The 14,582-nt window shown below is 72.4% G+C and carries 2 protein-coding genes; both read left to right on the top strand.

Annotated elements, in window-relative coordinates; all coding sequences use genetic code 11:
• Positions 1–262: 262 nt before the first annotated feature.
• Positions 263–1,363 carry an NAD(P)-dependent alcohol dehydrogenase gene (locus OG841_RS08115; protein ID WP_328642060.1) on the top strand — a complete coding sequence of 367 codons (1,101 nt, stop codon included), beginning with the start codon at positions 263–265 and terminating at the stop codon, positions 1,361–1,363.
• A gap of 45 nt (positions 1,364–1,408) precedes the next feature.
• Entirely contained in the window at positions 1,409–14,575 is a 13,167-nt protein-coding gene (locus tag OG841_RS08110) for a type I polyketide synthase (protein WP_371564235.1), read from the top strand.
• The last annotated feature ends 7 nt before the right edge of the window (positions 14,576–14,582 follow it).

Below are 14,582 nucleotides of genomic sequence, written 5' to 3'. Positions count from 1 at the left end.
GACGCCTGTGCCCTTCCTCTCGGCGCATCACTGTTTCCACGAATCTCGCAGCGGCCGTCCGATCCAACAACCCCTAAATATCCGGAAAGAGAGCGGCGGTATCGACGGCTTACCGCGGATCGCCTTACCCGCGGATAGTGGATATCTAGGGGGTGGCCGCTCCCGTTTCTGCATCCGTGGCGGTACCGGTTTTCTAGGGGTTGTGGACCGCAGGCCGGCGACGGAGTCTCGGAGAACGCATTGCCTGGCAGGGAGAGAGTGGATGGTTACTACTCGGGCCGCTGTTCTTCGCGACAGGGCGGGGGATTTCCGGATCGAAGAGATATCGGTTACAGACGAACTGCGTCCCGACGAGGTCCGGGTACGGATCGTCGCCAGCGGCGTCTGCCACACCGACCTGCTGGTCCGCGACCAGGTGCTGCCCCCCGCGCTACCGGCAGTCCTGGGCCACGAAGGCAGCGGCATCGTCGAGGCGGTCGGTGTCGGCGTCGACACCTGCGCGGTCGGCGAACGGGTCGTCCTGGCCCCGCTCAGCTGCGGGCGCTGCCGCAACTGCCGGTCGGCGCACCCCATGCATTGCGCGTACTGGGGCCCGCTGAACCTGCGCGGCCGCCGCACGGACGGCACCACCGCCTACCACGACGGGGACGGCGCTGAACTCAACGGCCACTTCTTCGGGCAGTCCTCTTTCGCCGGACACGTCGTCGTCCCCCAGCGGTCGGTGATCAAGGTCCGGGACGATCTGGACCTGCGGCTCGCAGGCCCGCTCGGCTGCGGACTCCAGGCCGGCGCAGGAACCGTCCTCAACGTGCTCGCACCCCGACCCGGCGCCTCCATCGCCGTGTTCGGCGCCGGTGCGGTCGGCCTCGCCGGGATCATGGCCGCCAAGATCGCGGGCTGCGACCCCATCTACGCCGTCGATCTGCACCGCGGGCGGCTGGACCTCGCCGCCGAGCTGGGGGCCACCCACCTCCTGGACGCCGGCGCACCCGACATCGCGGGCGACCTCGTCCGGGCCACCGGCGGCGGAGTGGACTTCGCCCTCGATGCCGTCGGCCTGCCGCAGACGGCCCGCAGCGCGGTCGACTCGCTGACCATGTCCGGTGTCGCGGCGATCGCCGGCTCGGCCGGCAGCGGACAGGACGTGTCCCTGAACCTCACCCAGCTGATGGGGCGCACCGTGCACGGCGTCATCGAGGGCGACATCGTCCCCGCCCTGTTCATTCCACAGCTCATGGATCTCCACGCCGCCGGACGATTTCCCTTCGAAAAACTCGTGCGGACCTACGCCTTCGACGAGATCTCGGCCGCCGTCAAGGACTCCGAAAACGGAGTGACGGTCAAGCCGATTCTCCTGCACTGAAATTCACCAGCCGGACTGCCGCCCAATTCCGAACGGGGAGCGACGATGCGCGAAGCAGGTCACGTCACAGCCGAGAAACTCCGGACGGCAGACGTCCCCGACGACGCCGTCGCGATCATCGGGATCTCCTGCCGCCTGCCGAAGGCCGACGGACCCGATCAACTGTGGGACATGCTGAGCGACGGTCGGCACGCCGTCACCGACGTGCCCCGGGACCGCTGGTGGGCCGACGACTCGGCGGACCTCCCCGGCTTCGGGAACACGGCGGGACTCGAACGTGGAGCCTTCCTCGACCGGATCGCCGACTTCGACGCCGACTTCTTCGGCATCACGCCCCGCGAAGCGGAATTCACGGACCCCCAGCAACGCCTCATGCTGGAACTCGGGTGGGAGGCCATGGAGGACGCCCGCATCCGCCCCTCCACACTGCGGGGCCTCGACGTAGGGGTCTTCGTCGGAGTCAACGCGGACGACTACGCCAGACTCCTCCACCAGGACGCCACTTACGAAGCAGGCGCCCACCACGCCATGCCCGGCGCCCAGCGCGCCCTCGTCGCCAACCGGCTCTCCTACTTCCTCAAGCTCCGCGGTCCCAGTCTGACCCTGGACTCCGCCCAGTCCTCCTCCCTGGTCGCCGTCCATCTCGCCTGCGAGAGCCTGCGCCGGGGCGAGTCCGGGCTCGCCCTCGCGGGCGGCGTCAACCTGCACCTGCTCGGCGAGAGCACCCTCCTCGCCGCACGCTGGGGGGGAATCTCCCCCGACGGCCGCTGCTACGCCTTCGATGCCCGCGCCAACGGTTACGTCCCGGGCGAGGGCGGCGCAGCGGTCGTGCTCAAGAACCTCAGGCAGGCCGTCGCGGACGGTGACCGCATCCACTGCGTCATCCGGGGCAGCGCCACCAACAACGACGGCGGCGGACGCAGCCTGACCACCCCCGATCCGCAGGCCCAGAGCGCCGTCCTGCGGCAGGCCTACCGACAGGCAGCGGTACCGCTCGACGCGGTGCAGTACGTGGAGCTGCACGGCACCGGCACCAGGGCCGGGGACCCCGTGGAGGCAGCCGCGCTCGGCGCGGTCCTCGGAGCGGCCCGCCCTTCGGGCGACGCGTTGGCCGTCGGATCCGTGAAGACCAACCTCGGCCACCTGAGCGGCGCCGCAGGCATCACCGGACTCCTCAAGACCGTCCTCTGCCTCAAGCACCGGATGATCCCGGCCAGCCTCAACTACGAGACACCGAACCCGGACATCCCCCTCGACCGCCTCAACCTGCGCGTCCAGCAGAGGCTTTCCCCCTGGCCGAACCCCGACCGACCACTCATCGCGGGCGTCAGCTCCTTCGGGATGGGCGGAACCAACGCCCACGTCGTCCTCCAAGAAGCTCCCCGCACCGGTGACGTCACTCCCTCTCCGAAAGAAGGCACCCACCTCCACGAGGGGCCCGCCGCGCCCTCCGCATCCGGGGCAGCCGACGACGCCAGGCCCCTCATGTTCTGGCCGCTGTCCGCCACCTCCGCATCGGCCCTGCGCTCCCAGGCACAGAACCTGCTCGACCTCGCGGCCCGCGACGACTGCCCGCCACCGGCCGACATCGCCCGCTCCCTGCTGCTCACCCGGGAGACGTTCCCGCGCCGGGCGGTCGCCGTCGGTGGCGACCTGCCGTCCCTCACCCGCGCCCTCACCGCGCTCGCCGCCGGTACCACCACGCCCGGAGCGGTACGCGGCGAGGTCATGGACGCCGGCCTCGCCCTGCTCTTCACCGGACAAGGCGCCCAGCGCGTCGGCATGGGACGCCGGCTTCTCGCAGACCATCCCGAGTTCGCACGCGCCTTCGACGAGGTCTGCGAGGCGTTTGACCCGTTCCTCGACGGCAGCCTGCGCGAAGTGATGCTGCACGGTCCGGACGGACTGCTCGACCGCACCGCATGGACACAGCCGGCCCTGTTCGCCGTCGAGACCGCCCTCTACCGCCTGGTCCGCTCCTGGGGGGTACGGCCCGACGTTCTCGCCGGACACTCCATCGGCGAACTCGCGGCCGTCCACGCCGCCGGGCTGTGGTCACTTGAGGACGCCGCCCGCATCGTGGCCGCCCGGGGCCGGTTGATGCAGGAGCTGCCCGCTGGCGGCGCCATGGCCGCCGTCCAGGCCACCGAGGCCGAGATCGGCGAGGCGCTCGAGGCCGTCGGTCCCGAGCGGGTGGCCCTCGCCGCGGTCAACGGTCCCGATGCCCTGGTGATCTCCGGCGACGAGGACGCCGTCACCGTCGTCGCCGCGAGCTTCGCCCGGCAGGGCCGCAAGACCAAGCGTCTGGCCGTCAGCCATGCCTTCCACTCCCCGCGCATGGAACCGATGCTGGACGCCTTCCGCGCGGTCGTCGAGACCGCCGCCTGCCACGACACCATGATCCCGGTCGTCTCCAACCTCACCGGTCGGATCGCCGAGGACGACGAACTGCGCGATCCCACCTACTGGGTACGCCATGTCCGTGAGCCCGTCCGCTTCCACGACACCCTGCGGACCCTCGCCGACCGGGATGTCGGCACCCTGATGGAGATCGGCCCCGACGCCGTCCTGTCGGCTCTGGTGCCGGCCGCGATCCCCGGTGCCACGGCAGTGCCCGTGATGCGGCGCGAGCGCGACGAGAACCTCACCGCCGCCACGGCTCTCGCCCAGCTGCACACCCGCGGAGTGCCGGTGGACCTCGCGGCGCAGCTGCCGACGCTGAACGGTCCGTTGGCCGACCTGCCCACCTATGCCTTCCAACGGGAGCGGTTCTGGCTCGACGTGGCGCGCCCCGGGGCGGGCCGAAGCGGTGAGCGGCGTGCCGCGGCCGTCGCGGCCGACCGGGTCGCCGCCACCGACCATCCGCTCGCCCAACTGCCGGACGACGACCGTACCGTGGCGGTGCGCAAGCTCGTACGCGACCGGATCGCCGGCACCCTCGGCCGCCCCGAGGCAGGCTCGACCGACCTGACCCGGACCTTCAAGGAACTCGGCTTCGACTCAATGACGTCCGTCGAACTCGCCGATGCCCTGCACGACGCGACCGGGCTGGCCTTCTCGGGCGGAGTCGTCTTCGACCATCCGACGCCCGAGCGGCTGATACAGCACATCCTCGGCGAACTGGCGGGCGCCCCGGATCCTCGGACCGGCGTCGGCGCCGCCGCCACGGTCGCCGTGGACGAGCCCGTCGTGATCGTCGGCATGGCCTGCCGTTACCCGGGTGGGATCGACTCGCCGGAGGCGTTGTGGCGGACGGTTGCCGAGGGTACGGACGCCATCTCCGCGTTCCCCGAGGACCGCGGCTGGGACGTCGAGCGGCTCTACGCCCCCGATCCCGAGCAATGGGGCACCAGCTACGCCCACGAGGGCGGCTTCCTGCACGACGCGGCCGACTTCGATGCCGGGTTCTTCGGTATCTCCCCGCGCGAGGCGTTGGCGATGGACCCCCAGCAGCGGCTCCTCCTGGAGACCTCCTGGGAGGCGCTGGAGCGCGCGGGCCTCGACGTGGGGACACTGCGCGGCAGCCGCACCGGCGTCTACGTCGGCGCGACCACACACGACTACGGCCCCCGAGCCCAGGACGCCCCCGACGGCTTCGCCGGCTACCTCCTCACGGGAACCACTCCCAGCGTGATGTCCGGCCGGATCGCCTACACCTTCGGCCTGGAGGGGCCGGCGGTCACGGTCGACACGGCGTGCTCGTCGTCGCTGGTCGCGCTGCATCTGGCGGTGCAGGCGCTGCGGGCGGGGGAGTGCTCCCTCGCCCTCGCGGGCGGTGTGACGGTCATGGCGACTCCCGGGATGTTCCTGGAGTTCAGTCGGCAGCGGGGGTTGTCGATGGACGGGCGGTGCCGGGCGTTCTCGGCGGATGCGGATGGCACGGGGTGGGCCGAGGGTGTGGGTGTGCTGGTTGTGGAGCGGTTGTCGGATGCCCGGCGGTTGGGGCATCGGGTGTTGGCGGTGGTGCGGGGGAGTGCGGTCAATCAGGACGGGGCGAGTAATGGGTTGACGGCGCCGAACGGTCCGTCGCAGCAGCGGGTGATCCGGGCGGCTTTGGAGAGTGCCGGGTTGTCGGCGGCGGATGTGGATGTGGTGGAGGCGCACGGTACGGGGACCAGGCTGGGGGATCCGATTGAGGCGCAGGCGCTGTTGGCGACGTACGGGCAGGGGCGGGACGCCGAACGCCCCCTGTGGCTGGGTTCGTTGAAGTCGAACGTCGGGCATGCGCAGGCGGCTGCGGGTGTGGCCGGTGTGATCAAGATGGTGATGGCGCTGCGTGAAGGGGTGCTGCCGCGCACGCTGCATGTGGATGAGCCGACGGCGCAGGTGGACTGGGCGTCGGGTGCGGTGGAGTTGTTGCGGGGGGCGCGGGAGTGGGCGTCTGAGGAGGGGCGGCTGCGGCGGGCCGGGGTCTCGTCGTTCGGGATCAGTGGGACGAACGCGCATGTGATTGTGGAGGAGGCGCCGGCTCAGGAAGAGGGTGAGCAGACGCGAGCCGGTGTTTCCGTCCCGGTCGTCCCGTGGGTGGTGTCGGGGCGGACGGCCGAGGCGTTGCGGGGGCAGCTGGGTCGGCTGTCGGAGTGGGCGGGTGGTCTGGATCCCGTCGATGTGGGGTGGTCGCTGATCACGACCAGGTCGGTCTTTGAGCAGCGGGCCGTGGTGGTCGACGGGGTTGGTGAGCCGGTGACGGGGGTCGCGGCTGCCGGTGGGACCGGGTTTGTGTTCTCCGGTCAGGGTTCTCAGCGGGTGGGGATGGGCCGGGAGTTGTATGCGGCGTATCCGGTGTTCGCGAGGGCTCTGGATGCGGTGTGCGCCGTGTTCGACGGGCCGTTGCGGGAGGTGATGTTCGACGGTCCGGTGGAGGTGCTGGAGGACACGGCGTGGGCGCAGCCGGCGATTTTCGCGTGTGAGGTGGCGCTGTTCCGGCTGTTGGAGTCGTGGGGTGTGACCCCTGAGGTGCTGGTGGGGCACTCGATCGGTGAGCTGGCGGCCGCCCATGTGGCGGGGGTCTGGTCGCTGGAGGATGCGGTGAAGGTGGTGGCTGCCCGCGGTCGGCTGATGAGTGGGCTGCCGTCGGGTGGGGCGATGGTGGCGCTTCAGGCGGCCGAGGCGGAGGTGGCCGAGCTGCTGACGGACGACGTATCCATCGCTGCGGTGAACGGTCCCGAGGCGGTGGTGATCTCGGGCGAGGAGTCGGCCGTACTGGCGATCGCCGCTCGTTTCGAGGCTGAGGGCCGGAAGGTGAAGCGGCTGTCGGTCAGCCATGCCTTTCACTCGCCGTTGATGGAGCCGATGCTGGAGGACTTCCGTCAGGTCCTGGCCCAGGTCACCTTCCACGAGCCGCAGCTCACCCTGACCTCGCCGGTGACCGATCCGGAGTACTGGGTACGGCATGTGCGCGACACCGTTCGCTTCCACGACGACGTCGAAGCCGCCCGCGAGGCAGGCGCCGTCCGTTTCGTGGAGGTGGGCCCGGACGCGGCGCTCTCCCCCTTGGTCCTGGGCTGCACGCCGATGCTGCGCCGCAACCGCGACGAACCCCAGACCGCCGTCAAGGCCCTCGCCGCACTGTGGACCACCGGGGCCTCCGTCGACTGGCAGGCGCTGTTCGAGAATTCAGGCGCCCGCACGGTCGACCTGCCCACCTACGCCTTCCAACGCGACCGCTACTGGCTCACCCCCGACGTCACCCACACCGGTGACTTGTCGTCCGCCGGTCTGGGCAGAGCCGCGCACCCGCTGCTGGGCGCAGTCCTTCACCTCGCCGAAGGCGACGGCCTGGTCCTCACCGGCCGTCTTTCCCGTCGCTCGCATCCCTGGCTGAGCGATCACACCGTCCTGGACACGGTCCTGCTCCCCGGCACCGCCTTCCTGGAGCTGGCCGTGTGGGCGGGGGACCAGGTCGGCGCCCCCACCGTCGAGGAACTCACCCTCCAGGCCCCGTTGGTCCTCCCCGAGCAGGGCGCCGTCCAGCTCCAGGTGACCGTCGGTGTCCCCGACGAGTCCGGCCGGCGCGAGATTGTGGTGCACTCGCGGGCCGAGACGCCCGAGGGCGGGGACGAGGCGTCGTGGGAGCGGCATGCGACCGGTGTGCTCGGCGCGCCCGCGGTAGAGGCGGCGGACAGCCTGGCCCAGTGGCCCCCCGCCGGTGCAGAGCCCGTCGAACTGGACGCGGTGGAGGCCTATGAACGGCTCGCCGGGGACGGGTTCGCCTACGGGCCGGCCTTCCAGGGGCTGCGTGCCCTCTGGCGCCGTGCCGACGAGGTCTTCGCCGAGGTCGAGCTTCCCGGGGAAATCGCTGAGAGCGCCCAGGAGTTCGCCGTTCACCCCGCCCTGCTGGACGCCGCGCTGCATGCCGTCGGACTGAGCGGGCTGCTGGGTGAGGACATGACCGGGCGGCTGCCGTTCTCGTGGAGCGGGGTGCGGGTGCACGCGTGGGGCGCCACCACCCTGCGGGTACGGCTCATCCGCGCCGGTACCGACATCACGGCGCTCACTGTCTTCGACGCCGCCGGTCGTGCTGTGGCCGCCGTCGACGCCCTGACCTGGCGGCAGGTCGAGGCAGGTCAACTGCGCGGCGCGCGGACCGCCTTCCAGGAAAACCTCTACCGTGTGGACTGGGTCGAACACCCGCTGCCCGCAACCGCCGCCCTCTCCGCCGCGTACATCGGTCCGTGGCCGGCCGAAACCGGACTCGACCGTTACGACGACCTCGACGCCCTCCGTCGAGCCGTCGACGCGGGCCGGGCTGTCCCGGACGCCGTCGTCGCGCACTTCGCCACGGGGGCGGACGGCGCCGAAAGCGCCGTACCTGACCGTGCGCACACGCAGGTGACGCAGGCCCTGGAGCTCGCACGGGGCTGGCTCGAGGACGAGAGGTTCGCGGCCGCCCGGCTCGTCGTGGTCACCCAGCGCGCCGTCCCGACCGCCACCTCGGCCGTCGACGACCCCGTCGGGCTCGCCGCTGCCCCTCTCTGGGGCCTGCTGCGCACCGCGCAGACCGAGCACCCCGGACGCCTCGTGCTCGTCGACACCGACAGTGTCCAGGCCGGCACGGCCACCGTCGTCGCGGCGGTCGCCACCGGTGAACAGCAACTCGCGCTGCGCGCAGGCACCGCACACGTGCCGAGGCTGGCGCGCGTTCCCGCCACCGACACCGCCGCGGAGCTCCGCTTCGCCCCCTCCGGCACGGTCCTCCTCACCGGTGCCTTCGGCCGGATCGGCAGTCTGCTCGCCCGGCACCTCGTCACCCGGCACGGGGTGCGCTCCCTGCTCCTTACGAGTAGGCGCGGAGCCGCCGCCGAAGGGGCCCGGGAGCTGACGGACGAACTCACCGCGCTCGGCGCCCGGGTACGGATCGAGGCGTGCGACGTGGCGGACCGGGAGCAGACTGCCGCGCTGCTCGCGACCGTCCCCGACGACCTGCCGCTCACCGCGGTCGTCCACAGCGCCGGCCTCCTGGACGACGGTGTCATCGGGGCCCTGACCCCCGAGCGGCTCGACCGCGTCCTGCGGCCCAAGCTGGACGCGGCCTGGCATCTGCACGAGCTGACGCGCGACCTCGATCTCTCAGCGTTCGTGCTGTTCTCCTCGGTCTCCGGACTGGTGGGGGCCGCCGGGCAGGCCAACTACGCGGCCGCCAACACCTTCCTCGACGCGCTCGCTGCCCACCGCCGTGCCCTGGGGCTGCCGGCGCACGCCCTCGCCTTCGGGCTGTGGGACCAGAGCGGGGGCATGGCGGAGCGTCTGGACACCGCCGACCTGGCGCGCATGGCCCGCGCCGGTGTGGCGAGCCTCGACGAGGACGAGGGGCTCGCGCTTTTCGACGTGGCACTGGCCCACGACGAGGCCCTCCTCGTCCCGCTGCGGCTCGACACCACATCCGTACGGGCGCACGCAGGTCCGGACGGCGTACCGGCACTGCTGCGCGGCCTGGTCCGGTCCCCGGTCCGGCGCGCGGCGGCGGCGCGCGCCGCGGACGGGGGCGGTGCGCTGCACGGCCGTATCGTCGGGCTCACAGCCGAGGAACGCGGGCGGGTGCTGATGCTGCTCATCGCCGAGCAGGCGGCGCTCGTGCTCGGCCACCCCTCGTCCTACGCGATCGATCCGGCCAAGCCGTTCAAGGACATCGGCTTCGACTCCCTGGCCGCCGTGGAACTGCGCAACGGGCTGCACGCGGCGACCGGGCTGCGGCTGCCCGCGACGCTCCTCTTCGACTATCCGACCCCCACCGCCCTCGCCGCGTTCCTGGAGGCCGAGGCACTGGGCGCTCCGGCCGCCGAGACGACGCGGGCCGCCGGGCCCGTCGACGACGAGGAGCCCGTCGCGATCGTCGGCATGGCTTGCCGCTACCCCGGCGGGGTCATGTCTCCCGACCAGCTGTGGCAGCTCGTGCGCACCGGCACCGACGGCATCTCCTCCTTTCCCGTCGACCGGGGCTGGGACATCGAGCGGCTCTACGACCCCGACCCCGACCGGCAGGGCACGACCTACACCCGCCAGGGCGGCTTCCTGCACGACGCCGCCGAGTTCGACGCCGCGTTCTTCGGGATCTCGCCCCGCGAGGCCCTGGCGATGGACCCCCAGCAGCGGCTGCTCCTCGAAACCTCCTGGGAGGCCGTCGAGACGGCCGGCATCGACCCCGGCACCCTGCGCGGCACCAGTGTCGGCGTCTTCACCGGGATCATGTACCACGACTACGCGCCGCCCCTGGAGCGGATGCCCGAGCAGCTCGAGGGCGTACTGCTCACCGGCAACACCGGCAGCGTCGTGTCCGGGCGCATCGCCTACACCCTCGGACTGGAGGGCCCGGCGGTGACCGTGGACACCGCGTGCTCGTCGTCGCTGGTAGCCCTGCACCTGGCGGCGCAGTCGCTGCGGGCGGGCGAGTGCGACATGGCGTTGGCCGGCGGCGCCACCGTGATGTCGACGCCCGGCACCTTCGTCGAGTTCAGCCGTCAGCGCGGGCTGTCGCCCGACGGCCGCTGCAAGGCGTTCTCGGCCGGCGCGGACGGCACCGGCTGGGGCGAGGGCGTCGGCGTCCTGCTCGTCGAGCGGCTCTCCGACGCCCGGCGCCACGGACACCCGGTGCTCGCCATGGTGCGGGGCAGCGCGGTCAACCAGGACGGTGCATCCAACGGCCTGACCGCGCCGAACGGTCCCTCCCAGCAGCGGGTCATCCGCCGCGCGCTGTCCGCCGCCGGACTGCGACCCGAGGACGTCGACCTGGTGGAGGCGCACGGTACGGGGACGAAGCTGGGCGATCCGATCGAGGCGCAGGCCCTGCTGGCCACGTACGGAAGAGAGCGGAACACCGAACGGCCGCTGTGGCTGGGCTCGTTGAAGTCGAACATCGGGCACACGCAGGCCGCCGCCGGGGTCGGCGGGGTCATCAAGACGGTACTGGCGCTGCGCGACGCGGTACTGCCCAGGACCCTGCACGCCGACGAGCCGACTCCGCAGGTCGACTGGTCGTCCCAAACGGTACGGCTGCTGACCGAGGAGCGGCCCTGGCCCGAGCCCGAGAGCGGCGCGCCCCGCAGGGCGGCGGTTTCGTCGTTCGGGATCAGCGGCACCAACGCCCACGTCATCATCGAGGCGTCGGACCGGAGCAGCGCCGCGGCACCGGCCCACGGCACCCCTGTGACGCCGGACCCGCGGGCCGCCGCCCAGGACCCGGAGGAGCGCCCCGGCGGCCTCGTGCCCTGGCTGGTCTCCGCGCGGACCGAGGCCGGGCTGCGGGACCAGGCGGAGCGGCTGATCGCGGCCGCCGGTGACGCGCCTTCCCGGGACGTCGCACGGGCGCTGCTGGAGTCCCGTACGGCCTTCGAGTGCCGTGCCGTGATCCTCGGGGCCGACTACGCACGACTCGTGAGCGGCACGGCTGCGATCGCCCGCGGCGAGTCCCACCCGGACGTCGTCCTGGGCATCGCGGACACCGCGGAGTCGCGTCGGCCCGTCTTCGTCTTCCCGGGTCAGGGAGGCCAGTGGGCGGGAATGGCGGTGGAGTTGCTGGAGTCCTCGCCGGTCTTCGCGGCCCGCTTCACGGAGTGCGCGGCGGCGCTGGACCCGCTGACCGGCTGGTCCCTGACGGACGTGGTCCGGGAGGCCGAGGGGGCGCCGGGCCTGGACCGGGTGGATGTGGTGCAGCCGGTGCTGTTCGCGGTGATGGTGTCCCTGGCCGCCGTTTGGGAGTCACTCGGCGTCATGCCCGCGGCCGTCGTCGGCCACTCGCAGGGCGAGATCGCCGCGGCCTGCGTGGCGGGCGCCTTGTCGCTGCGGGACGCGGCGCGCGTGGTGGCCCTGCGCAGCCAGGCGATCCTCGCCCTGTCCGGGCGCGGGGGCATGGCCTCGGTCGCGCTGCCCGCGGACGAGGTGGGCGCCCGGTTCGCCGAGTGGGGCGAGGGACTCTCCGTGGCTGCGGTCAACAGTCCGGCCTCGACCGTGGTCTCCGGCGACGAGGCCAGCCTTGAGGCGATGCTGTCCAACCTCTCCGGCGAGGGCGTACGCGTCCGTCGCATCCCGGTGGACTACGCCTCCCACTCCGCCCATGTGGAAGCCGTCGAAGCCGAGTTGGCCGAGGCACTGGCGCCGATCGAGCCGCGCACGTCCCGGATCCCCTTCTACTCCACGGTCACCGGCGGCCTGATCGACACGACGACGATGGACGAGGGCTACTGGTACACCAACCTCCGCCAGACCGTCCGCTTCGAGGACACCGTCCGCGCCCTCCTCGCCGACGGCTTCCGCCTGTTCGTCGAGTCCAGCCCGCACCCCGTGCTCACCATGGGCCTTCAGGAGACCGCCGAGGACGCCGGCGTCGAGGCGGGCGGCATCGGCACCCTGCGCCGGGGCGACGGCGGCATGCGGCGCGTGCTGCACTCCGCGGCGGAGCTCTACGTCCGTGGCGCCGCCGTCGACTGGAAGGCGGTGCTCGGAGACACACCCGTGCGGCCCGTCGCGCTGCCCACGTACGCCTTCCAGCGCGAGCGCTACTGGCTGACCACCCGCCCCCTGCCGGGCGACGCCCCCGTGGCCGCCGGCGATCCGGTCGACGACGACTTCTGGCGGGCCGTGGAGGACGGCGACGTGGAGGCGCTGGCCGCGTCCATCGCGGACGACGGCCTCGTGGAACCGCTCGGGGCGGTGCTGCCCGTCCTTGCGTCGTGGCGCCGCCGACGACAGGACCAGGGCAGGCTCGACGGGTGGCGGTACCGGACCACCTGGCAGCCGGTGCCGCCCGCCGGCAAGGCCGAGACGAAGGGGACTTGGCTGGTGTACAGCGAGGTGGGCCGGGACGACGCCTGGGTGACGGCCGTAGTCGACGGACTCGCGGGGCACGGCGCCGACGTCCGCCACCTCGCCCTGACACTCGCATCCCTGGACCGTACGGCACTCGCCGACCAGCTGCGGACGGCCACCGCCGCACCGGTTGCGGGCATCGTCTCCCTGCTCTCCCTCGACACCGGCCAGGACCCCGAACACCGGGGAGTCACCAGGGGAGTCGCCGCCACACTGAGTCTGCTCCAGGCCCTCGGCGACCTCGACGCCGACGTACCGCTCTGGTGCGCCACACGGCTCGCCGTCGCGCCCGACGACGGTCAGGCCGCCGACCCGGCCGGCGCGCTGGTCTGGGGACTCGGCTACGTCGCCGCCCTGGAGCACCCGCAGCGCTGGGGCGGCCTGGTCGACCTGCCCGCGACACCGACCCCGCAGACCGTCGACCGGCTGCTGCTCGCCTTGTCCGGCGCCACCGGCGAGGACCAGATCGCCGTGCGGCCGTCCGGTCTCCTCGCCCGCCGCCTCACCCGCGCCGAACGGTACGACGACTCCGCCACGCCCGCCTGGCGGCCGACGGGGACCGTGCTGATCACCGGCGGCACCGGTTCGCTCGGCGCCCGCATGGCGCGGTGGGCGGCCGGGGCGGGCGCCGACCATCTGGTGCTGGCCAGCCGTAGCGGTCCGGACGCTGCGGGCGCAAGCGAACTCGCCGCCGAACTTGAGGCCTTGGGCGCGAGAGTGACGATTGCCGCCTGTGACGTGACCGACCGGGAGGAGGTCGCCGCGCTGATCCGCGAAGCGGAGACACACGGCCCGGTGCGCGGGGTCGTCCACACCGCGGGCGCCGTCGACTACGTTCCGCTCGCCGAGACGGACCCCGGCGAGTTCGCGGGTGCCCTCGCCACCAAGGTGATCGGCGCCCGGCACCTCGACGAACTGATCGACGACACCCACCTGGAGGCGTTCGTGCTGTTCTCCTCCGTCGCCGGAGTGTGGGGCAGCGGCGAACAGGGGTCGTATGCGGCCGGCAACAGCTACCTCGACGCGCTCGCCCACCGGCGGCGCGCCCAGGGCCGGCCCGCCACCTCCATCGCCTGGGGATCCTGGGGCAGCGGCGGCATGCTCGCCGACGACAAGCGCCGACAGCTCGACCGCAGCGGCGTCCTGACCATGGACCCGGACCTCGCGATCAGGGCCGTGGCACAGGCCGTCGCCGAACGCCGCGCCACTCTCACGGTCGCCGCCATGGACTGGAAGATCTTCCTGCCGACCTTCACCCTGCGCCGTGCCAGCGCCTTCCTCGGGGACCTGCCCGAGGCACGGCGACTGCGCGACGACAGCACGGCATCGGCCACACCGGAGCAGCCGCCCCAGCTGGCCGCAACCCTGGCCGCGCTCCCGCCCGCCCAGCGGCGCAAGCGGATTCTGCAGCTGGTCACCTCGGAGGTGGCGGCGGTCCTCGGACACACCTCCGGCACCGGCATCCGGGCGGAGCGCGCGCTCAAGGAGATCGGCTTCGACTCGCTGACCGCCGTCGAGCTGCGCAACCGCCTCAAGACCGCCACCGGGCTCGCCCTGCCCGCCACGCTGGTCTTCGACTTCCCGACCCCCGCCAAGCTCGCGGAACACCTGCGCGAGCAACTCCTGCCGGAACGACCGGCCGCCGCCGGAAACGGCCACCGGCAGCCGGCGGACCCGGGCGAGGACGAGACCTACGTCAAGGAGCTGATCAGCGTCATCCCGCTGAGCCGCCTCCGTGAGGTGGGCCTGCTCGAGCAACTGCGCGCACTGGCCGACGCGCAGGCCGACGATGAGGCGGCCGCCCAGGGCGACACACGCGGGAGCGACCCGCACGACGGCGAGGACCCAGCGGCCGAGGTCGACGCCATGGACATCGAAGAACTCGTCAGGATCGCGTCCCGCCAGAACTAGCGTCCTA

It is taken from the genome of Streptomyces canus (assembly GCF_041435015.1).
GTDB classification, from domain to species: Bacteria; Actinomycetota; Actinomycetes; order Streptomycetales; family Streptomycetaceae; genus Streptomyces; species Streptomyces canus_G.
This window is presented reverse-complemented; position numbering and strand designations above follow the sequence as displayed.